The 20,465-nt window shown below is 70.0% G+C and carries 17 protein-coding genes and 5 pseudogenes; 13 read left to right on the top strand and 9 right to left on the bottom strand.

The window, feature by feature from the left end:
* Positions 1 to 98 precede the first annotated feature (98 nt).
* Complete coding sequence (locus ACWGDX_RS11660) at positions 99 to 701, top strand: TetR/AcrR family transcriptional regulator (RefSeq protein WP_453624551.1); 603 nt, start codon at positions 99 to 101, stop codon at positions 699 to 701.
* 216 nt (positions 702 to 917) lie between these two features.
* Here the strand turns inward: ACWGDX_RS11660 and ACWGDX_RS11655 are convergent, their stop codons facing one another.
* Complete coding sequence (locus ACWGDX_RS11655; protein WP_453624549.1) at positions 918 to 1,310, bottom strand: GlcG/HbpS family heme-binding protein; 393 nt, start codon at positions 1,308 to 1,310, stop codon at positions 918 to 920.
* Positions 1,311 to 1,549: 239 nt separating this feature from the next.
* On the opposite strand from ACWGDX_RS11655, the pseudogene ACWGDX_RS11650 reads away from it, so the two are divergent.
* Both ACWGDX_RS11650 and ACWGDX_RS11645 read left to right on the top strand, forming a co-directional pair.
* Positions 1,550 to 1,714 (top strand): annotated as a pseudogene (locus ACWGDX_RS11650) (DUF4158 domain-containing protein); the annotation flags it as partial.
* Positions 1,715 to 1,880: 166 nt separating this feature from the next.
* Positions 1,881 to 3,281, top strand: a pseudogene (locus tag ACWGDX_RS11645) (transposase); the annotation flags it as partial.
* A gap of 173 nt (positions 3,282 to 3,454) precedes the next feature.
* Here ACWGDX_RS11645 and ACWGDX_RS11640 read toward each other — a convergent pair.
* Positions 3,455 to 3,937, bottom strand: a complete 483-nt coding sequence (locus ACWGDX_RS11640; protein WP_453624547.1) for a MarR family winged helix-turn-helix transcriptional regulator — start codon at positions 3,935 to 3,937, stop codon at positions 3,455 to 3,457.
* A gap of 109 nt (positions 3,938 to 4,046) precedes the next feature.
* Between ACWGDX_RS11640 and ACWGDX_RS11635 the strand changes: the two genes are divergently transcribed.
* The 3 genes and pseudogenes from ACWGDX_RS11635 to ACWGDX_RS11625 all read left to right on the top strand — a co-directional run.
* Complete coding sequence (locus ACWGDX_RS11635) at positions 4,047 to 4,838, top strand: SDR family NAD(P)-dependent oxidoreductase (protein ID WP_453624545.1); 792 nt, start codon at positions 4,047 to 4,049, stop codon at positions 4,836 to 4,838.
* A gap of 77 nt (positions 4,839 to 4,915) precedes the next feature.
* Entirely contained in the window at positions 4,916 to 5,683 is a 768-nt protein-coding gene (locus ACWGDX_RS11630) for a recombinase family protein (protein ID WP_453624543.1), read from the top strand.
* A pseudogene (locus ACWGDX_RS11625) lies at positions 5,614 to 5,853 on the top strand (DUF6193 family natural product biosynthesis protein); the annotation flags it as partial. The gene ACWGDX_RS11630 and the pseudogene ACWGDX_RS11625, both read left to right, overlap by 70 nt.
* Positions 5,854 to 6,040: 187 nt before the next feature.
* Here the strand turns inward: ACWGDX_RS11625 and ACWGDX_RS11620 are convergent.
* The 4 genes and pseudogenes from ACWGDX_RS11620 to ACWGDX_RS11605 form a co-directional block, all read right to left on the bottom strand.
* On the bottom strand, positions 6,041 to 6,412 hold the full coding sequence (locus tag ACWGDX_RS11620; protein WP_453624541.1) for a toxin Doc: 372 nt from the start codon (positions 6,410 to 6,412) through the stop codon (positions 6,041 to 6,043).
* A 2-nt stretch (positions 6,413 to 6,414) separates the two neighbouring features.
* Entirely contained in the window at positions 6,415 to 6,663 is a 249-nt protein-coding gene (locus ACWGDX_RS11615) for a YlcI/YnfO family protein (protein ID WP_363084254.1), read from the bottom strand.
* A 123-nt stretch (positions 6,664 to 6,786) separates the two neighbouring features.
* On the bottom strand, positions 6,787 to 7,494 hold the full coding sequence (locus tag ACWGDX_RS11610; RefSeq protein ID WP_453624539.1) for a hypothetical protein: 708 nt from the start codon (positions 7,492 to 7,494) through the stop codon (positions 6,787 to 6,789).
* Positions 7,491 to 8,064, bottom strand: a pseudogene (locus ACWGDX_RS11605) (FAD-dependent oxidoreductase); the annotation flags it as partial. The pseudogene ACWGDX_RS11605 and the gene ACWGDX_RS11610, both read right to left, overlap by 4 nt.
* On the opposite strand from ACWGDX_RS11605, the pseudogene ACWGDX_RS11600 reads away from it, so the two are divergent.
* A pseudogene (locus ACWGDX_RS11600) lies at positions 8,041 to 8,613 on the top strand (TetR/AcrR family transcriptional regulator); the annotation flags it as partial. The pseudogenes ACWGDX_RS11605 and ACWGDX_RS11600 overlap by 24 nt on opposite strands.
* A gap of 217 nt (positions 8,614 to 8,830) precedes the next feature.
* Here ACWGDX_RS11600 and ACWGDX_RS11595 read toward each other — a convergent pair.
* Together ACWGDX_RS11595 and ACWGDX_RS11590 are read right to left on the bottom strand one after the other, a co-directional pair.
* Positions 8,831 to 9,973: an FAD-dependent oxidoreductase gene (locus ACWGDX_RS11595; protein WP_453624538.1), complete on the bottom strand. Its 1,143-nt coding sequence runs from the start codon at positions 9,971 to 9,973 to the stop codon at positions 8,831 to 8,833.
* 64 nt (positions 9,974 to 10,037) lie between these two features.
* A complete protein-coding gene (locus ACWGDX_RS11590; RefSeq protein WP_453624536.1) occupies positions 10,038 to 10,736 on the bottom strand; it encodes a TetR/AcrR family transcriptional regulator in 699 nt (232 codons plus the stop codon).
* A gap of 205 nt (positions 10,737 to 10,941) precedes the next feature.
* Here ACWGDX_RS11590 and ACWGDX_RS11585 point away from each other — a divergent pair, with 205 nt between their 5' ends.
* The 5 genes from ACWGDX_RS11585 (at position 10,942) to ACWGDX_RS11565 (ending at position 18,432) form a co-directional block, all read left to right on the top strand.
* On the top strand, positions 10,942 to 11,580 hold the full coding sequence (locus tag ACWGDX_RS11585) for a hypothetical protein (protein ID WP_453624534.1): 639 nt from the start codon (positions 10,942 to 10,944) through the stop codon (positions 11,578 to 11,580).
* Between the two features lie 174 nt (positions 11,581 to 11,754).
* Positions 11,755 to 12,075, top strand: a complete 321-nt coding sequence (locus ACWGDX_RS11580; protein ID WP_453624532.1) for a trypco2 family protein — start codon at positions 11,755 to 11,757, stop codon at positions 12,073 to 12,075.
* 33 nt (positions 12,076 to 12,108) lie between these two features.
* Positions 12,109 to 14,424: a S1 family peptidase gene (locus ACWGDX_RS11575; RefSeq protein WP_453624530.1), complete on the top strand. Its 2,316-nt coding sequence runs from the start codon at positions 12,109 to 12,111 to the stop codon at positions 14,422 to 14,424.
* A complete protein-coding gene (locus tag ACWGDX_RS11570) occupies positions 14,421 to 18,275 on the top strand; it encodes a CHAT domain-containing protein (RefSeq protein WP_453624528.1) in 3,855 nt (1,284 codons plus the stop codon). The genes ACWGDX_RS11575 and ACWGDX_RS11570 overlap by 4 nt, the downstream gene beginning before the upstream one ends.
* Positions 18,262 to 18,432, top strand: a complete 171-nt coding sequence (locus ACWGDX_RS11565; RefSeq protein WP_453624526.1) for a multicopper oxidase domain-containing protein — start codon at positions 18,262 to 18,264, stop codon at positions 18,430 to 18,432. Before ACWGDX_RS11570 ends, ACWGDX_RS11565 begins: the two co-directional genes overlap by 14 nt.
* 40 nt (positions 18,433 to 18,472) lie before the next feature.
* Here the strand turns inward: ACWGDX_RS11565 and ACWGDX_RS11560 are convergent, their stop codons facing one another.
* Positions 18,473 to 19,345, bottom strand: a complete 873-nt coding sequence (locus tag ACWGDX_RS11560) for a helix-turn-helix transcriptional regulator (RefSeq protein ID WP_453624524.1) — start codon at positions 19,343 to 19,345, stop codon at positions 18,473 to 18,475.
* A gap of 193 nt (positions 19,346 to 19,538) precedes the next feature.
* On the opposite strand from ACWGDX_RS11560, the gene ACWGDX_RS11555 reads away from it, so the two are divergent.
* Positions 19,539 to 20,345 carry an SDR family oxidoreductase gene (locus ACWGDX_RS11555; RefSeq protein WP_453624523.1) on the top strand — a complete coding sequence of 269 codons (807 nt, stop codon included), beginning with the start codon at positions 19,539 to 19,541 and terminating at the stop codon, positions 20,343 to 20,345.
* Positions 20,346 to 20,465: the final 120 nt, after the last annotated feature.

Raw genomic sequence — 20,465 nt, 5'->3', positions numbered from 1 at the left:
CCTGGGCAGTCAGTCTTCGTGATACGAACGTACCATAAACATGGTACGGCTGTATCATCAAAAACGGAGACACCATCCGAGGAGCGGAGAACCGAACCATGCCCAAGCGCGTGGATCACGCGGAGCGGCGCACCGAGATCGCGCAGGGCCTCGTCCGGGCCGCCGGACGACAAGGGCTGCACGCTGTGGGTATGCGGGACGTGGCCGCCGAGGCGGGCGTCTCACTGCGGCTGGTGCAGTACTACTTCGAGTCCAAGGAGAAGCTGCTGCTCTTCGGACTGCGGCATCTGGCCGACAGGTTCGGAGAACGGGTGACCGCCCAGGTCCGCGCCGCCGGTGACAACCCCGGGCCACGGGCTGTGATCGAGGCACTGCTGACGGCGGCCCTGCCGGTCGACGAGGAGAGCCGCCTGTTCCATCACCTCTACACCTCGTACGCCGTGCTGTCGGTCACCGACGAGGCCCTCGCGGCCCAGCCCTTCATCAAGGATCCCGACACCGCCGAGACCACTCTCACCGGACTGCTGCAGCGGGCGGCGGACGCCGGACTGCTCCGGGCCGGCACGGACACCAGTGCCGAAGCGGTCGGCCTGCTGGCCATGTCCGCGGGGCTCGGCACCAGCGTCCTGGTCGGCCAGCGCGACGCCGAGTCCGCCACGGCCGTCCTCCACTACCACCTGGACCGGATCTTCCGGCCCTGAAGCACGGACGCCGCCGCCCTGGAGCCAGGACACCCACGAGAAACTCCCGCCTTGCCGGCCGTGCCACCCCGAACCTCCGCCACACCCACGAGACGTTGGGAGCAAAAGAGACACGACTGGCCACGGTCCTCGGGCGCCAGACTGGGCTTCAGTCCATGGCTGTTGTATGTGTTGGCGGCGGAGAGGCCGACCAGCAGGGCAGTTTCGCCGTTCGGGTCAGCCGAGGCATGCCTCGGCAACCGCGGTGTCCTCGGCGACCTGGCCGCCGGAGACGCCGACGGCGCCGATGACGTGGCCGCCGCTGACAATGGGAAGGCCGCCGCCGAAGGTCACCAGGCCGCCGTTGGTGACCTCGATGTTGTACAGATCGCCGCCGGGCTGTGACAGCTTGCCGATCGCCGCTGACGGCGTCTTGAAGAAGGCGGCCGTCCTTGCCTTACGGATCGCGATGTCGATGGAGCCCAGCCAGGCGTCCTCCATCCGGGAGAAGTGCAGCAGATGACCGCCGGCATCCACCACGGCGATGTTCATGCGCACGCCCATCTCGGCGGCCTTGGCGATGCCCGCCGCCGTGCGGTCCATCGCTTCCTGCAACGTCAGAGCAGTCACTGTCCCTGGTCCTTTCGGGTGTTCGCGGTGCCCCGCCGGTCCGCTCGGGACCGCGGCGGGCGAGTTGATCGACTGTGGGCGCTCAGCACGATCTGTACGGGTACGGAGGCAGTGGCTCCACGCCTCGGTCGGCACGTACCGGGAAACAGCGGTGGAGATCCTGCCTTGGGGCACAGCGGTACAGCGGTACAGCGGTACAGCGGTTAACGCTAAGCCGGTGATCATACGAGTACCACTCGTACCACGAGTACCACGATGCGGAGTGGCGGCGGAAGTTCCGCACGTTCCTGCACGGCCGGGCGTGGACGCACGCCGAGGGACCGGTGGCCCTGTTCAACCAGGCGGTGGGCTGGCTGCGCCGGCACCGGGTGCTGCTGCCGGGGGTGAGCGTGCTGGCCCGGAAGGTGTCGGAGGTGCGGGCGGTCGCGGAGAAGCGGCTGCACGCCACGGTCGCCAGGGCCGCGCACCGGGCGGACGCGGCGCTGCCCGGGGACCTGGTGGCCACGCTGGCGGTGCCGGAGGGCGCCCGGTTCTCGGAGCTGGAGCGGCTGCGCCGGCCGCCGACGCCTGCCCAACGGCCGGGTGAAGCTGAACGTGGCCAAGCTCGGCGCGCTCGGCGAGCCGAAGTCGCTGGCCTGGCTGCTGCGGCGGCGGGTCGAGAAGATGCTCCCGAAGATCGACCTGCCGGACCTGCTGTTCGAGGTCCACTCCTGGACCGGGTTCCTCGATGCTTTCGTCCACCTCGGGGACGGCACCACCCGCATGAAGGACCTGGCCACCTCGGTGGTCGCGCTGCTGGTCTCGGAGGCGTGCAACATCGGCATGGCCCCGGTCACCAACCCCGGCCACGAGGCCCTGACCCGCTTCCGACTGGTCCACGTCGACCAGTTCTCCCTGCGCGCCGACACGATCGCCGCGGCGAACGCGGCTCTGATCGAGGCCCAGTCCGAGGTGCCGATCGTGCGGTTCTGGGGCGACGGGCTGCTGGCCTCGGTCGACGGACTGCGGTTCGTCGTCCCCGTCCGCACGATCAGCGCGGCGCCCTCCCCGAAGTACTTCGGGTTCAAGCGCGGCATCACCTGGCTCAACGCCGTCAACGACCAGGTCGCGGGCCTCGGGCAGATGGTCGTCCCGGGCACTCCGCGCGACTCCCTGCACATCCTGGACGCCCTGCTGAACCTCGACGGCGGCGTGAAGCCGGAGATGGTGGTCACCGACAACGCCTCCTACTCCGACATCGTGTTCGGGATCTTCAAGATCCTGGGCTACAACTTCAGCCCCCGCTTCAAGGACCTGGACGACCAGCGGTTCTGGCGGGCGACGATGCCCGGGGTGGAGACGGGGACGTACGGGGTGCTGGAGCCGCTCGCCCGCAACCGCGTGAACCTGAAGAAGATCGAGACGTGGTGGCCGGACATGCTCCGGGTCGCGGGCTCCCTGGTCACCAACCAGGTCCGCGCCTACGACCTGCTGCGGATGTTCGGCCGCGAGGGCCACCCCACGCCGTTGGGGCAGGCGTTCGCGGAGTACGGGCGGATCGCCAAGACCGAGCATCTGATGCGGATGGTCGACTCGGTCGACGACATCTACCGTCGGCAGATGAACCGGCAGCTCACCGTGCAGGAGTCCCGCCACAAGCTGGCCCGGGACGTGTGCCACGGGAAGCGCGGCACGATCCACCAGGCGTACCGGGACGGGACGGAGGACCAGCTCGGCGCGCTCGGCCTGGTCCTCAACGCCATCGTGCTGTGGACCGCGAAGTACATCGACGCTGCCGTCACCCAGCTCCGCGCCGAGGGCCACGAGCTGCGGGACGAGGACATCGCCCGACTCTCCCCGCTCAAGCACGCGAACCTCAACGTGCTCGGCCGCTACAGCTTCACCGCCTCCACCCCGACCGCAGGGGCCTTGCGACCCCTGCGGGACCCGGACGCCGCCGGGCTCTACGACGATGGCGACGGAGCGGACTGAGCTTGTCCTTCAACCTCCGTCTGGCCCGGACAGGGTGGCCATCGGTGTCACCGCCCTACACTTCATCGTTGTCCTCGGCGGCAGTAGTTCCGTCTCGTGCCCGGCCGACTCACACTGACGATCTGGGAACCCTTCCGCCCCGCAGCTGGCCCGCGATCGGGACGACGACCCGCTTAAGGGGTGGCCTTGGGGGGCAGCGTCCAGCCGTCTTCGGTGCGGATGGCCGTCGTGATGCGCCGGCTGATATCGCGCAATTGCCGCGTCTGGGCTGTCGTCAGGGAATCGAAGACCAGCCGGTTGACGGTGGCCACGTGTCCGGGGGTGGCTTGCTCTACTTTGCGTTCGCCGGCATCGGTGAGGGTGGCGAGGGTGAAGCGACCGTCGGTCGGGTCGGGCGCCCGCCGCATCCAGTCCTTCGTCTCCAGGCGGGCCACCGCGCGCGAAAGGCGCGACAAGGAGCTGTTGGAGTAGCCGGCCAGGGTGCTCATCCGCAGGGTGCGGTCATCGGCATGGGCAAGCGCGAACATCACGCCGTATTCGAAGTGCGTCAGCGCGGCGTCCCGCTGCAACTGCGTGTCGAGGGCAGCCGGTAGCCATTCCAGGACGGTGGCCAGGGCAGACCAGGTTTCGAGGTCGTCGCTGCTGAGTCGTGACATGGCACCAGCCTATCCCTGATGACTTGACTAGGAAAGTCATCTCGATCTAGTTTCACTTGCCCAGGAAAGTCAATGCAGCCAGTACGGCACCACAGGAACGAGAAGATCCATGGACCTGCGACTGAAAGACAAGACCGCCTTCGTCAGCGGTTCGACACAAGGCATCGGCTTCGCCGTAGCGCGCGCGCTGCTCGGTGAGGGCGCCACGGTCGTCATCAACGGGCGCAGCGAGAGCGGCGTCCAGGACGCCCTGCGGCGGCTCCGCGCCGAACTGCCGGACGCGGAAGTCTCCGGACTGGTCGCCGACTTCAGCGATGCCGCTCAGGTCCAGGATCTGCTGGGATCACTGGGCGATCTCGACATCCTTGTCAACAACGTCGGCCTCTTCGGCCTCGACCGCTTCGAGGATGTCTCCGACGATGAGTGGCAGCGCTACTTCGACGTCAACGTCATGAGCGGCGTCCGGCTCTCGCGCCAGTTCCTGTCAGGCATGCTCGACAGGAACTGGGGCCGCATCATCTTCATCAGCAGCGAATCGGGCGTGAACATCCCCGCCGACATGGTGCACTACGGAGTGACGAAGGCGGCGATGATCGCCCTTGGCAACGGCCTCTCCAAGCTCACGCGCGGAACCGAGGTCACCGTCAACACGATCCTCGGCGGCCCCACCTACTCGGACGGCGTCGCGGACGCCGTCGCCGGCATCGCCCAGGCCCGGAACATGTCGGCCGACGAGATGAAGGCCGCGATCATCGGCGCCAACCAGACCACGCTCCTGCAACGCTTCATCGAACCGTCCGAGATCGCGCAGCTCGCGCTCTACCTGGCCAGCCCGCTGTCGGCAGCCACCAACGGAGCCGCGGTGCGAGCCGACGGGGGCGTTCTGACGGCAATGGTCTAGGCCGCGTATCTCCGCCAGACGACCTCGCGGAACTCTCACAAATGTTCATCTGTGAGAGTTCTGCGAGAGCCCCCGCAGTGATCACGTTTCCGCAGGTCGCCGTTCGCAAAAGCCCTCTCGAAGTCCGTTTCCCCGCCGACCGCCACCCCGGCCGGGCGTGGAAGCAGGGCCCGGCGCTGGCCGTCGTGCCCGTGCCCCGCACCGAGCGCCCGGTCCGCATCGGGTACGCCAGGACGTCGACCGCGCGGCAGGAGCTGGCGAGTCAGCTCGAAGCCCTGCACCAGGCGGAGTGCCACAAGGTTTTCCAGGAGCAGATCAGCACCCGGGTGAAGATCCGGCCCGAGCTGGTGAAGGCGCTCGTCCTGGCCCACCAGTTCAAGGAGGCCGCCCCCGACACGCCCGTCGTCCTCACCGTCCACGAGCTCAAGCGTCTCGCCGGGAACGCGGCCGAGCTGATGACGCTGTCCGCCGAGCTCCAGGCCGGCGGCATCCAGCTCGAACTTCTCACCGGCCCGCTCACCGGCATCTACGACCCGGGCGGCATGGGCGCCATGTTCTTCGCCGTCCTCGCCGTGGCCGGGCAGATCGAGCGCAACCACATCCGGGAGAAGACCCTCGAAGGCCAGGTCATCGCCGCGTCCAAGGGCAACCACGGCGGACGCCCGAAGGTCATCGACGACGACATGCTCACCGTGCCGGGCCAGGACGTGCTCCAGGACGCCGCGGGCGGCGTAGTGGGCCAGGGCAAGGCGCGGGGCCACGCCGGGACCCCCGCGTGGTCCGCACGCCAACGACGAGGACGACGACGGGCAGGACTGGGCGTCAGGCCGCGACCAGGGCGCTGATCAGCTTGGCTGCCCCCTTGTTCTGCCGCTTCGCGGTGGTTGCGGGCGGCATCCGCCGAACCGCGCTGCGGAAGCTCTACCCGTTCACGAACCACTGGACCCTGCGATTCTCCACCAGTACCCGCCCTCGCCTTACGGTCATTCCGCTTCGCCTGGACGCACACCAGGACAGGCGCTACACCCCAGGGCAGGCATCATGGGTGAGGTCCTTGTCGATACGGCCACGGCGGCGGACGCCGAGTCGACAGCCGTGCGCCGAGCTCCACAGCGGTGTTCGCCGGCGGGCCCGTACAAAGCCGGCGGGCCCGTACGAAAATGGGTCGGCAAGTCCGTCCGGATGGCGTGAACGGTTCTGGTTCAGATACGCCAGGTGCGGATGCGGTCGGCCGCGTCGTAGGCGTCGATGTGTCCGGCGTCGATGTCGCGAGCGAGGTCGACCAGCGCGCCGTACGGGGCGTCGATGCCTTCGCCCGCGGCGTTCATGTATGCCACGGCGATGCCGGCGCCGAACAGTGCGTTGCGGGCCGGGAGCGGGCGTAGCCGGATGACGGCGTGCATGAGGGCGGCGGCGCGCCAGGCGTTGTCGACGGTGGCGCCGATCCTGGGAGTGTTGACGCGGTGCCGGCCCACGGCGGCCACGAGGTTGGAGAAGTCGTGGATCGTGGGGTGTTTGGGCAGGACCTCCGCCTGGCGCTCGAGAAGCCAGCGGATGTCGATGTAGAGCTCCACGGTCAGGCTGCCCGTCCCGGCGCGTCGAGACGGGCCGGTGTGTCCTCGGGGAAGGCCGCGTCGAACGCGGCCGCGTGGTCGTTGACGAAGGCACGGAAGACCTCCGCGGCGCCTTCGAGACGGGGGTCGCGGACGGCGTCGTGCGCGGCCTGCGTGATCAGCGCGGTCACCGTCGTGCCCTCGGCCTCGGCACGCTCCTTCAGCAGCGCGTGCAGCTCGTCATCGACTCGGATCGTCACTGGCTTCGACATACCCACGACTGTACAGCACGGCGTACAGCACAAGGGGAGCGCATCCCGCCGGAACGCAGCGGTGAGCGGGCGAAGGGGCGCGGCAAGTCGCTCGTCCCGCGGGTGATCGCCCGGTACGCGATCTCAGCCGGAATCCTCTTGCCGCAGCCAGGCGAGCGCTTCCGCGCGGTCTGCGCGAGGATCGACCGTGAACCCGTCCTCCCCGGCGTTCGCCGCGTGGTCGAGCATGCGGCGAACGACCTCGGCACGCCCCGGGTTGGGCACGGCCAGGGAACTTATGCCGTCCTGCCAGGTTGTGCCCGACACGGCGACACCGCTGTCGAGGGAGAGCATGACGAACTCCGGTCGTCCGGCGCCTCCGCCGAGCAGGTGCTCGGTGTATCCGTACGCGCTGGTCCCCAAGCGGATCGCGCAGGCGGCGCCCATGACGTCCCACTGGTCGAGCAGACGCACCCTGCGCCAGACGTGCCGCCGGTGCCGATAGGCCGCTTGCGCGCTGTAGCGGTGAGCCGGCAGAGCCAGGAGGAACTCACGATCCGCGGCGAACAGGCCGTAGGAGGTCGCCAGCTCGTACCAGCCCCTGTTGGCACGTTCGATCAGGTGCGGTTCGTCGTACTCGACGTATGCGTCCTGGCGACCTGTCTCGGGCCCGCAGCTGACCGCGTACGCCGCCGCGAACACCGGCAAGGGACTCTCCGGCACTCCGTTCTCAAGCACTTCCAGGCCCGCCCCCCTCAAAGGTTCGAACACCTTCCGGCGCCTTTCCTGCCTGCCCAACCCAGCCTCTTCCTGTCTGTCCGCGGCCCGCCCGGTCGCGCGGTTCTCCATCAACCCGGCATCATATGAGCCAGCGAGTCGCGCAGGCGGGTGTGCTTGGTGGTCACGAGACGGTGCAGGTTCCGTGGCCCGAAGGCAACTCGCTGGGCGTTGCGGCGGCGGTCCGAGTCGTAGACGCGGAGGGCGGACGGCAGGTCGGCGGGGCCGTGCCCGGCGACGGCCCGGGTCAGGGATTCCGCGTCGAGGATCGCCGTACACGCACCCTGGCCCAGGTTGGGTGTCATGGCGTGCGCGGCGTCGCCGACCAGCGCGACCCTCTCGCCGTCCACAAATGTCGGCAGGGCCGGAAACAGATGGCGCATCTCGTAGCGGACCCAGGTGGACGGGTCGGTCTCGGTGAGGATCTGCGGGATCGGATCGTGCCAGCCCTCGAAGTAGCCGCGCAGCTCGTCTGCGGTGGTGGCCTCGGGTACGGCGGCCGGCCTTCCGCTCGATCCGCTCCAGCGGGAGGTTCGCCATCACCTTCCCTGCCGGGGTGCGGATGCGCGCGCCCCGGTACGGCACCGCGCGGCGACGGAATGCCTCGCCCACCCCGAGACGATCAATCCGGACCGGCGGGACCGGCTGCGCGACGCAGCCATCGAGGTCATGGCCGAGGCGGGCGAACGCGGTCTGACACACCGCGCCGTCGACATGACCGCAGAGGTGCCGCCGGGCACTACCAAGAACTACTTCCCGACCAGGGACGCCGTGCTGCGCGCGGTGGCCGAGCGCTGCCTGGAGCAGTACCGCGAGATCACGAAGCACCGCGCCGCCGGACCGGGACCCACTGGCCGCGGGGGTGTGGTGGTCATGTTCCGGGCACTCTTGGAGAACGTCGCCGGGCCCGGTCGCCCCCGGCTGCTCGCCTACCTGGAACCGCAGGCCGAGGCGGCCCGCAAGCCCTGGCTGGCCGCCATCCTCGACCCCATCGCGGCCTCCGACTTCGCGGGATTCGAGCTGGCCCAGCGGGCCGCCGGACTGCCCGTCACTCCGCAGCGGGCGGCCGTCGTCACCCTCGCCATGCACGCCGCCATCCCACACCTGCTGGCCGACGGCTCCGACACCCTGGCCGCCGCAGGCTTGGACGACCCTGATCACTTTGTCCGCGCCTTGCTGCACGCGGTGTACCCGGACGAACCGCAAGCGGCATCGGCCGGAACTCGTGACGCGACCGCTCTGACTCGCGACGAGGGAGGAGGGGGGAGGGAGGTGGGAGGGAGGAGGGAGGACGCTTGAGGGATGAGGGATGAGCCTTCCCGCGTGGCGCGGGGAACGCCGCATCCTCCGGACGCGCTTCGGCCCGGCTGAGGCCTCGATCTCGTCGATATCGCGGTCGGCCGTACCGAGGTCACTGTGCTGCGAAGGAGGCGAACATGTCGATGAGCGGCTGGGGGGCCTGATCGTTGAAGAGCAGTTCCAGAGAGTCCGCTGAGTCGCGGGCGGTCTTCTCGCTCCGGGGGAAGAGGACGGCTTCGTAGGCGGCCATGGCCGCCTCGACATCGTCGGGGTGTGCGGCGATCGCGCGGCCCAGGTCCGCGCCGTCGATCATGGCGAGGTTGGCGCCTTCGCCGGCGAAGGGGGACATGAGGTGCGCGGCGTCGCCGAGCAGGGTGACTCCCGGGGTGCGCTTCCAGTGGTGGCCGACGGGCAGTGCGTGGATCAGGCGGGGTACCAAGGCGCCGTCGGCGTCAGCGATCAGCCGCCGCAGGCTGGGCGCCCAGTCCGCGAAATGGGCGAGCACGGCGGCCTTGGACCCTTCCGTGTCGGTGAAGTCGATCGTCGACAGCCAGTCCTCGTCGGCGCGGAGCGCGGTGTAGATATGGAGGCTGCCATCCGTTTCACGGTGGCCGAGCAGCCCCCGGTTCTCACCGAGTGCGAAGAACATGCCACCACCCATGAGGTGGGCGCTCTCGGGGTGGCGGGTGTCGGCCGCGAAGAGGTCCATCTCGACGAAGGAGATGCCGGTGTACGCGGGGCGTGTGTCGGAGAGCAGCGTGCGAACGCGGGACCAGGCACCGTCGGCACCGATCAGGAGGCCGGTGGCGAAGGTGGAACCGTCGGCGAGTGTGACCTCGTGCCGTCCCGAGCCGAGCGGCCGGGCCCCGGTGATCTTGGCGCCCCAGCGGACGGTGCCTTCGGGCAGGGAGTCGAGCAGCAGGTCGCGCAGGTCGCCGCGGTCGATCTCGGGACGGGCGCCGTTGCCGTCGTCCGACATGTTCATCAGGACCTGCGCGTGCCGGTCGAGGACGCGCAGGGCTTCGCCGCCGATGTGGACCCTCTTGAGGAACTGTTCGTGCAGCCGGGCGGCGCGCAGGGCGTCCTGGCCGGTGTCCTCGTGGATGTCGAGCATGCCGCCCTGGACTCGGGCGTTACGGCCGGCCTCCAGCTCGAACACGGCCGCCTCGATGCCGTTCATGTGCAGGACGCGGGCGAGGGTGAGACCGCCGAGGCCGCCGCCGATGATCGCGATGGGGTGATGCGTGGTGCTCATGAAGGTTCCTCTGTTCTCGTGCTCGGGAGTGCGGCCGGTCCGGGGCCGGCCGGGCCATCGGTGCTCACTCGGCGATCGGCGTGGTCTTGACGCCGTTGACCACGGTGCGGAAGATCCAGGCCAGGCGCTGTGAGGGCGTGCCGGAGACCAGGTCGGCGCTGAGCGCGGAAATCCGTGGGTGGGTCGCGGGGCTGACGTCGCGCAGCGCGGCTACGAGGGCGTTGTGCTCGTCGGCGGCGTCGATGTCCTGGTCGCGGGTGGACTGCTCGGCGGCGGTGGCGGTTGCCACCTGGAGCAGCACGTCCACTCCCCAGGCCGCCTGTGCGTCGGGCACCTTGCCCTCGTGCAGCAGGGTGAGGATCGCCTCGACCAGGGCCAGGTAGTTCGGCCCCGAGGGGCGGGCCACCAAGGCGGAGTGAGCCAGGCTCGGGTGCTCGAACAGGATGAGCGTGTAGGCGCTGAGCACCGTGGCGAGGCGCTCGCGCCAGTCACCTCGGGCTGTGGCCGGCCTCAGGTCGACCGCGCCCAACAGTTCCTCCAGGATCGCCGCGTGCAGTTCGGCGGTGTTCGCCACGTAGACGTACAGCGAGGCCGGACCGGTGTCGAGCTCCTGGGCAAGGCGCCGCATGGTGACGCGCCGCAGACCATCGGCCCGCATCACCGCCACGGCGGTGTCGACGATGCCCTGGTAGGTGAGGGCGGGCTTGGCGGGCCGTTCACGGCGGCTGCGGGGTGCGGGGGTGCGGGGGGTGCGGGAGGCCATATCCGTAACATAGCGAACATGTTCGCTACGAACAAGTTCGTCGGTCGCCTGCCCGCACTTTGAGCCGACGCGCTTCACCTCATCACCGGCATGGAAGCCGCCCTCTGCCTGACCCGGCACACACCCGGGACGCTCCCCCACCACCTCGTTGAAGAACACCGGCGCTTCCGCACCCGCCGACCGGCCACAGCGGCATAATGCGGACGTGAAGAAGAGTGCGGATATACCCGCTGGCGAGGACTTCGCTGTCCGCTGCGGCCAGGTGTGGGGCACCTTGATCCCCGCCCGTGCCGGTTATCTGGCCGACGTCTCACCGCATTACGACGAGGTCTTCCACGAGGTCGCGCAGCGAACCGAGCACGCAGGCAGCCTCGGCAAGACGGACATCGCGGCCCTGGTCGTCTGGAAGCGGCTCTCCGCGCAGACCCGTTGGGTGTCCGCGCTCATGTCCCTGCCGGACATCCAGGTCCGCGCGGTCACCCAGCGGGCCGTCACCGCGGTCCGCGACACCGCGGTCCCGCGCGGTGAGGCCGCTCGCGCAGGGCGCGGCATCATCTCGAAACTGCCCGGCTTCCGCACCGGCGACGCCCTCGCCTCGGCCATCCTGACCGCAGCGGCACCCCAGCGGATGGCCGTCTACGACCGCCGCGTCCAACACGCCCTGAACACCCTCGGCCTCACCCTCACCCCCGAGCCGGGACGGTACGGCCGCTACATGCGACTCCTCGACGACCTGCTGGACCACGGCGGACAGCTCGCCGACGGCTGGACCGCACGCGACATCGACACCGCCCTGTACTGGACCGGCGCCAACCCCCACCAGCCGGCAACCGCCAACCCCTAGCGGACAGTCGCCGCCGGCCAACGCCACACCACCGTCATCAACGGACCCCGAACAACCGCAGGCCAGACACTCGCGGCCGTCCGCGGCCGCTGTCCGCTGCCGCCTCTGCCTTCTCCGCTCCGCTTCTCATCAACTCCGCGTACAAAACGGGGCGTTGCTGACTACTCTCTTCCCATGACGCGTCACGAAGAGCAGTGGCTGGAGTTGTCCGAGGTCGTACGGCAGGTGAGAGGCCAGCTGAATCAGGCCATGGCCGACGGCAAGGACGACGACATAAAGTTCGAACTCGGCCCGGTCGAGCTGGAGTTCGAGGTCGCCGTCAGCAAGGAGCGCGGTGCCGACGGCGGGATCAAAGTAGGGGTGTTGTCGCTCGGCGCGAAGGGATCTCGTTCCACCGGGACGAAGAACCGGATGAAGCTGACTCTCACACCGCAGAACCGGCGGGGTGGCCCGGCCCGGATCTCCGGGACGGAACGAACGCTGCCGCAGGGCTGATCCGGTCTCCGCCCACCGGGCGCCGGATGTGGCATGAAGACGAACAGAGTCGTCGAGGTCTGGGCAGGTCTCGGCAACGGGGACTGGATGTGCGGCTCCGGATATCTGGTGACCGCGCGGCTGGTACTCACCGCCGCCCATGTGATCGTCGTGGACTCCGACGGGCACAGGTCGTTCCACACGCTCGCCACCAACCAGGTCATCCGCCTGCGCGCCGAGCATGCCGACACCCTGTACACGGGCCGAGTCGTCTGGCGCGGCCAGGATGAGGAGCTGGACGTCGCGCTGGTGGAGATCACCGATGAGGACTGGCCCAAAAAGGCGATGACACCGGTGCGTTGGGGGCGCACGACGTGTCAGACGACACGCGTGGACTGTGCCGCCGCCGGTTTCCCGCAGGTGCTGCGGCTCCCGGACGGCCGACGTGACCGGGAGCATCTGAGCGGCCGTATCAATCCGGCCGCGGGGGACAAGGCCGGGCAGTATCACATCCAGGTCGACAACGCCCCGGGCCGGCACATGGACGACGAGTCGCCCTGGGCCGGGATGTCAGGTGCCGCGCTCTTCAGCAACGGTCTGCTGATCGGCGTCGTGATCATCGACCTCGACGGCTTCGACGGCCGCCGGCTGACCGCCGTACGGATGACCGAGGTGTTCGCCGACACGGACTTCCTCAACCTGGTCACGGCCCACTGCGACACCCCGGACCGGCCGGGCCCGCCTTCCCCGCCGGTGCTGGAGTCCGCTGAGCTGGCCGCGCTCTTCAGCGGCCGGCGTACTCTCCAGCGCCCGCACTCGCCCGCCACTCTGCTGACGGCCCAGGTCGCCGCCGTGCGGTGGTTCCACGGACGGGAGGGAAAGGTCGCCGACCTCCAGAACTGGCTGGCGTCCGACGAGCAGCCGCTGGAAGCCCGGCTCATCGTCGGCCCCGGCGGCTACGGCAAGACCCGTCTCGCACGAGAACTCGAACACCGGGCGCGCGAAGGAGGATGGGTCACCGGCATGGTCCAGGCCGAGCGGGCCGACAAGCTGCCCGCCGATCCGCTGGAGCGGCTGGACTCCTGCCGACTGCCGCTGCTGCTCATCGTCGACTACGCCGAGACCCGGCCCGATGTGGTGCGGCGCCTGCTCGAAGCCGTCGATCCCTATGAAGGTCCGAAGGTCAGACTGCTCATGCTCGCCCGGTCGCCCGGCAAGTGGTGGGAGAGTCTGTGGGGTTCGACCTGGCAGCTCCAGGAAGCCGTGGCCCTCGACGAGGTGGATGTGCTGGGACCCCTGCCGCAGAACGGTGAGCACCGGCTCGAAGCCTTCCACGAGGCCGCGGCGGATCTCTCCGTCGCGCTGCCGAAAGTGCGCGGCCTGCACGAGGTGGACTGGGCCGGCCTGACCGAGCGGCTCCCGGTCCCCGACCTGAGCAGGCACCGTTACACCTCGATCATGCAGATCCATCTGGCCGCACTGGTGGCCCTGCTCCAGCAGGGGCCCACCCGGGTGTCCGCGCGCGGCGAAGGCGCCATGCCCGAAGACCTGCTGATCACCCATGAGAGGCCGTACTGGCGCGCGAGTGCGAAGACCCACAAGGTGGAGCTGGGCGACGACAGCCTGGCCAACGCGGTCACCGTGGCCACCCTGATGGGCGCGGCCGACCGGAACCAGGCGCTCGCGGTACTCGCCCACGTGTGCGGACTCGACGGGCAGAGCGAAGGGCAACTGATGGACGTGGACCAGTGGCTGACCACGCTCTACCCGGCCTCCGGCAGCGGACGCTGGGGGGCGCTGGAGCCGGACCGGCTGGGCGAGCACCTGGTGGCCACCCAGTTACAGGAGTGGCCCGACCTGCTGACCGAGCCACTGGCCGCCGCCACCCCCGCCCAGCTCCACCGGGCCTTCCACGTACTGGCCAGGGCGGGCGTGCATCATGCCTCCGCCCGTGCCGCACTCCGTCTCCAGGTCGTCGAGCGACTGTCGCGTACCGGACCCACGGCCCTGGCGGTGGCGCTGGAGTCGGAGGCACCCGAGTTCCTGATCGAGGTGCTGGAGGAAGGGGTCGAAGGCGCGGCCGCCGACCCGGAGACACTCGCGGAACTCGCGGAGGCCTTCCCCGCCACCGCGCCCGAACTGACCATACTGGCGGAGCGGGTCACCCGCCTGGAGCGAGCGGTGTACCAGCGCCTGCTGACCGCCGGTGTGGGCGACTATCTGGCGCGGCTCGCCCGGACCACCAGACGGCACGCCGAGCAGCTGCACGTACTCGGCCGCGCCAACGAGGCGCTGGCCGCACAGTCCGAGGCCGTCGACCTCTTCCGGGAACTGACCGGCGGAGCCCAGGGGAGAGAGACCCGGCCATGACCGCCTCCGACTACGAGTCCGAGTTCGCCGCCAGTCTGACCGAACAGGCCGCGTACCTGTGTTCGCTGGGGCGCTTCGCGGACGCCCTGGAGCCATCCACAGAGGCGTGCGAGATCTACGGGCGCGTGGGAAAGACCGGGGAACCGCGCGGTCGGGCGGAGGCCTTCACCCGCCATGTGATCATCCTCGCGCGGCTCGACAGGATGGACGAGGCCCGCTGGTGGGCACGCCGGGCCCGGAGGGAGTGGCACGACCCGCGGTCGCCGGAGGGGCACCGCGCCCGCAACCGGATGCTCGTGGTACGCACCCTGCATGTGATCTCCACACTCCAGATCCTGGCGGGTGAGGACCGCCAGGCGGCGGACACGGCCGAGGACGCGCTCGCGGTCGTCCCCGGGTCCCGGATCGGTGAGCGCGGGCCGAGCGAGCTGCGGCTCCAGGTACGGCTCCTCACCACCAGGGCGATGGCGCTGGCGGGAGCGGGACGACCGCGGCAGGCCGCCGAGGCCGCGGACGAGGCCCTCCGGAAGCTGGCGAACCTCGCGGAGGCGGCGGAACTGTCCGGCGCTCTCCAAAGCCTCGCCCATCCCGAACGGGAACAGCGGCCCTCCCCGCGGCTGCTGCTCACCGGACTGGAGACCACCCTGTCCGAACTCGCCGGCATGCGGAGCGCCGGTGTCACGGCGGGCGACTCGGTCCAGCTGCACCGACGGCTCACACGGAATCAGCACGAAGCCGCCCGGCCGTCCCTGCTGACGGCGCTGGCCACGCGTTTCACGCAACTGAGCACGGAAGGACGGGACGAGGAGGCATCGGACGCGCTGACCGAGGCGATCTCGACGGCCCGTGCACTGCTCAACGACGGGGACCCCGGTTACGGCCGTCATGTCACCCGTGTCATGGACGACATCGGCAGGTTCCTGTGGAGCCGTCTCGATGAGGAGAGTCCCGGTGGGCTCGATCAGGTGGTCGATGTGATGAAGCTGGCCTTCGACGGCTCGGCCGAGGCCGGGGACGCCGGCCGGACGGAGGTCCTGATCAACCTGGGAAGCGCGCTCCTGACCCGGTACGAGCAGCGGGCGGAGAGCCGGGACCTGGACGAAGTGATCTATCTGCTAAGGGAATCGGGGCAGCATTCGCAACGATCCGGGCTTCGGTGGGACCTCGCTCTGCTGGCCTCGCGAGCACTCACATACCGCTACGACCTGACGGGAGACCAGACCGATCTGGACGAGGCGATCGAGCACGGTCTCACCGCCATCGCCACGGCCGGGCCAGGCCCCGGCGCGGATCCCTCCGGAGGGCTGCGCGCGGGTGCCATGTCGGATCTCGGCACGATGCTGCTGCATCGGTACGCCACCGTCGGCACCCCGGGTGACCTGGAGGCCGCGCTCACGCTGATCCGTCGCTCCCTGGACGCGCTCGGCAGCCGGCATCCGCGGCGCGCGCGGTCCCTGGTGAACCTGGGCAGCGTGCTCTGCGCCCGGTACGACCTCACCAGGGACCTGGGAGATCTCGACCAGGCGATCGACGCCACCCGCGAGGCACTGACGGACGAAACCCTGCGGATCCGCGCGCTGGAAGTGCTCGGTGCCGCGTTGGTCAGCCGGTACCGGGCATCGGGCAGGTGGCCCGATCTCGACGAAGCCGTCACCACACTCCGGCGACTGATCTCGGAGCTCCCCGGGGAAGGCGAGGCGAGAGCCGCACACCTGGCCGAGCTGGCGTTCATCCTGCGACTGCGCTACGACCGCACGGGGGATCCCGCCGACTTGAGCGAGGCTCTGGCGGCGGGCAGGGAAGCCGTCGGACTACTGCCTCCTCACCATCCTCACGCGGCATCGGCACGGCTCCATCTGACCGGCGTGCTCAGCGCCTTGTACTCGCACTCCGGTGACCCGGGCCTGCTGGACGAAGCGGTCGCCCTGGCCGGGGAGACTGTTTCCCAGGCCCCCGAGACCGCGCCGGACAGAGCCGAGGCCGTGGCCGGCCTCGCCCGCGCGCTGGGCACCAGATGGCGCGCGCTGGGCCGGAAGGAGGATCTGACCCGGGCCATCTCCTGCGCACGGCAGGCCGTGGAACACCTGCCGACGGGCCATACCACCCGCTCGGAACTCGTCGGTCTGCTCGGCGAACTCCTCCGGCTCGGGGTGGAACACGACGCCGACCACGGAATGCTGGGTCAGTCGATGAGCCTCGCCTTCGAACACGGCTCACCGGGGATCACGCTCACCGATGTGATCGATGTCCTGCGCGGTGAAGCCACCACGCCGGACGCGCTGCCTCTCGAGCGGATCCGCGCGGCCGAACGTCTGGGACGGCTGGCGATGACAGCGGATCAGCCGGACGTGGCCCTCGAAGGCTACGGCTTGGCGATCGACCTGCTGCCGCTCGCTCTCGCCGCCCGCCGCGACCTGCCGACCTGGCGCGGTGGCACGGAACCGGGCGACATGGACGAACTCGTCAACGACGCGGCCGCGGCCGCGATGGCCGCGGGACGACCGGACCAGGCGGCCGTCCTGCTGGAGCGGGGACGGGTGGCACTGCTCTCCCACTCGCCGGGTCCCGACCGGCTGCTGGAGCAGGTCCGGAAAACCGCCCCCGAACTTGCCCACAGATACGCGGAGTTGAGCGACCGCATGGCCCAGGCCGAGGCGGTGGACAGCGAGCACAGGGCCCTCGCGGCGGAGTGGACGCAACTCCTCCGGAGCGTGCGCACGCTACCGGGCCTGGCCTCCTTCCTGACCCGGCCCACGGTCCAGAGCCTCATGGCGCAGGCCGGGGACGGACCCCTGGTGATGGTCAATGTGAGCCGGTACCGGTCCGACGCCGTCATCGTCACCACCGATGGCGTGAGCGCCGTACCGCTGCCCGGCCTGCACCATGCGGAGCTGTCCCATCAGCTGGACCGCTTCCGCTCCGCGCTGTCGAACAGATACGCCCCCATGGAGGATCACCTCAAGGCGGAAGGGCCGCTGAACGACGTACTCCACTGGCTCTGGTCGACCGTGGCCGCACCGGTGCTCGACGCGCTCGGCCTGCGGGACCCACTCCCCGGCGCGCCCCTCCCGCGCCTGTGGTGGATCCCCACCGGGCTCCTCGGCCTGTTCCCTCTCCACGCCGCCCAGGACAGGACGCTGACAAATCCACCGTCCCCCGGCGCGTCGCCCCTGAGCGCGCTGGACTGCGTCTGTCCCTCCTACGCGGTCACCGTCAGCGCGCTCGCGACCGCCCGCGCCGCGCCCCACGCTCCTCCGTCCGCCCTCGTGGTCGCCCCGACGGGCAGCCCAAGGGTCGCGGACCTGCCTCACGCGCGGCGGGAGGCCAACGAGGTACGGGACCGCCTGCGCGCCGCGCGGCTGCTCGCCGGCACCGAGGCGACCACGACCGCGGTACTGTCCCGGCTGGCGGAGGCGTCCGTACTGCATGTCGCGGCCCACGGGGTCATGAACCCGGGCTCCCTGCGCACCGGCGGGCTCGAACTGGCCGATGGTCTGCTCACCACCACCGCGCTGCGCCATGCCCAGTCCCCCGCCCCGCAGCTGGCGTTCCTCTCCGCCTGTCAGACCGTCCCCTACCCTCCGGCGGAGACGGAGACCCCCTGGCAGGCGGTGAGCCTGGCCGCGGCCCTGCACCTGGGCGGTTACCGGCACACCGTGGGCACCCTCTGGGAGGTCGAGGACCGGATGCACGCCGACATGTCGGCGCTGTTCTACGAGGCGCTGGGCGCGTCGGGATCCGTCGACACGGACGACTCTCCCCGGGCCCTGCACCACGCCGTGCTACGCGTACGGGCACGCTACCCGCACATCCCGTCCCTCTGGGCCGCGCACATCCATGTGGGCCCCTGACCGCGGCGGGCTCACGCGTCGGCGGGTCCGAGGTCAGGACGGGTCCGGCGGGGTCGGGGGCGAGCGCGGCGCCACCACTGCCGGTATCTGGCTCTGCCACTGCCATGTCGACGACCACATGGACGAGGGAACGCTCACCCGCTACCAGGTCCGCTGACCCGTCACAGCGGAGGCGGTGGAGGCAGTGGAGGCGGTGGTCATCGGACGTCCGGCGGCAGGGCGGGTGTGTCGCGGTGGGGAGCGGTCCAGTTGCTGAGGAGTTGGAGGGCTTCGGCGGTGGGAGACCCGGGTTCGACGTTGTAGACGCACATGGTCTGGTCGGTGTCACCGGGTGCCTGGAAGGACTCGTAGGAGAAGTGCAGGTCGCCGACGAGGGGGTGGTGATACCGCTTGGTGCCGTGGGTGCGGCGCAGAACGCGGTGGTCGTTCCACCAGTCGCTGAACTCCGGCGAGCGGAGGGTGAGTTCGCCGACGAGATCGGCGAGCTGCCGGTCGTGGGGATAGCGGCCGGCTTCGAGGCGCAGTATGGCGACGGTCTCGGCGGCGATCCGGTCCCAGTCGCCGACCCGGTCGCGGGCCGCCGGGTCCAGCAGGTAGTAGCGGGCGAGGTTGCGGCGGGTTACGGGGAGAGCGTCGAAGTCGGTCAGAATCGCGCGGGCCAGGCGGTTGGAGGCCAGGACATCGGTGCGTCGCCCGAGGATGAAGGCGGGCACGTGATCGAGGGTGTGGAGCATGAGGTACAGGCCGGGACGGACCCGCTGCGGGTTGCTGGGCGCGCGACGTGCCGGGGTGGGGCGTGCCAGGAGGTCCACGAGGTGTTCGCGTTCCGCCGCGTCGAGCCTGAGCGCTCGGGCGAGGGCTTCGAGCACCTCGGGAGACGGGTTTCCGCCACGGCCCTGTTCGAGGCGGGTGTAGTACTCGGTGCTGACTCCGGCCAGACGGGCGACCTCGTCACGGCGCAGCCCCGGCACCCGGCGCGCACGCCCGTCGGCGGGCAGTCCCGCCTGGTCCGGAGTGATCCCGGCACGGCGTGTGCGCAAGAAGTCGGCCAGCTCGCTGCTGCGGTCCATACACCCAGTCTGAGGGTGCCGCACGTGCCGTGTTCAGCGCGGGGTGGCCCTGTCGGTACCTGTCTCCCGCGTACCTGCCCGCGCGGGGCCCGCTCGGTGCGGATCTACGGGGGTGCCGCGGTGGTGTGCTGGATGTGGGGCCGGTGAGAACCGGTTCCGGTTCTCCTCCCTTCACTCCTGGAAGAGGTACATCATGTCGACGGAATCTCCTGCCCAGCCTCTGACCGCCGAGTCTCTGGCCGCCCAGCCTCTGGCCGGCCGGGTCGCTGTGGTCACCGGTGCGTCGAGCGGTATCGGCGAGGCGTCGGCCGAGCACCTGGCGGAGCTGGGCGCCGCCGTGGTGGTGCTGGCACGGCGCGCGGACCGGCTGGACGCCCTGGTCGCCCGGATCCAGAAGGCCGGCGGCACCGCGGTGGCCATCGCCGCGGACGTGACGGAAGCCGCTGCGGTGCAGGCGGCGGCCGACCGGGTGGCGGCCGAGCTGGGCGGCGCGGATCTGCTGTTCAACAACGCGGGTGTCATGCTGCCCGCCCCGGTCGAGGAACGGTCGGCGGACCAGTGGCAGCACCAGATCGACCTCAACATCACCGGGCTGATGAACGCCATCGGCGCCTTCACACCCCAGCTCGTGAAGGCGGCGGCCGAACGCGGGGTGGCCGACCTGATCAACACCTCGTCGATCGCGGCACAGAACATCTTCCCGAACTTCGCCGTCTACTCCGCCACCAAGGCCTACGTGACCCACCTCTCCCGCCACCTGCGCGTCGAGCTGGGTGCGAAGAACGTACGTGTGTCCGCGATCGAGCCGGGCATTGTCGGCACCGAGCTCCAGAGCCATGTCACCGACGACGGCGCACTTGAGTGGCTGGAAGGCTCGAAAGAGACGATGGAGTGGCTCACGCCCCAGGACATCGCGCGGACCATCGGGTTCATCGCCGGCCTGCCGCCGCGGGTGAACCTTCAGCAGGTCACGATCATGCCCACCCGTCAGTCCAGCTGACCGCTGACCGCTGACCGCCATGCACCGTGCGCCTCGGACTCCCTCTCCAGCTGCCGGAAGGCGAGTCCCGAGGGGCCGAAGCGCCGGGAGACGGTGTTCAGCCGATGGGTCGGATACGCG

It is taken from the genome of Streptomyces sp. NPDC055025 (genome assembly GCF_053608565.1).
The sequence above is the reverse complement of the archived record's forward strand: the minus strand, read 5'-3'. Positions and strand labels throughout refer to the sequence as shown.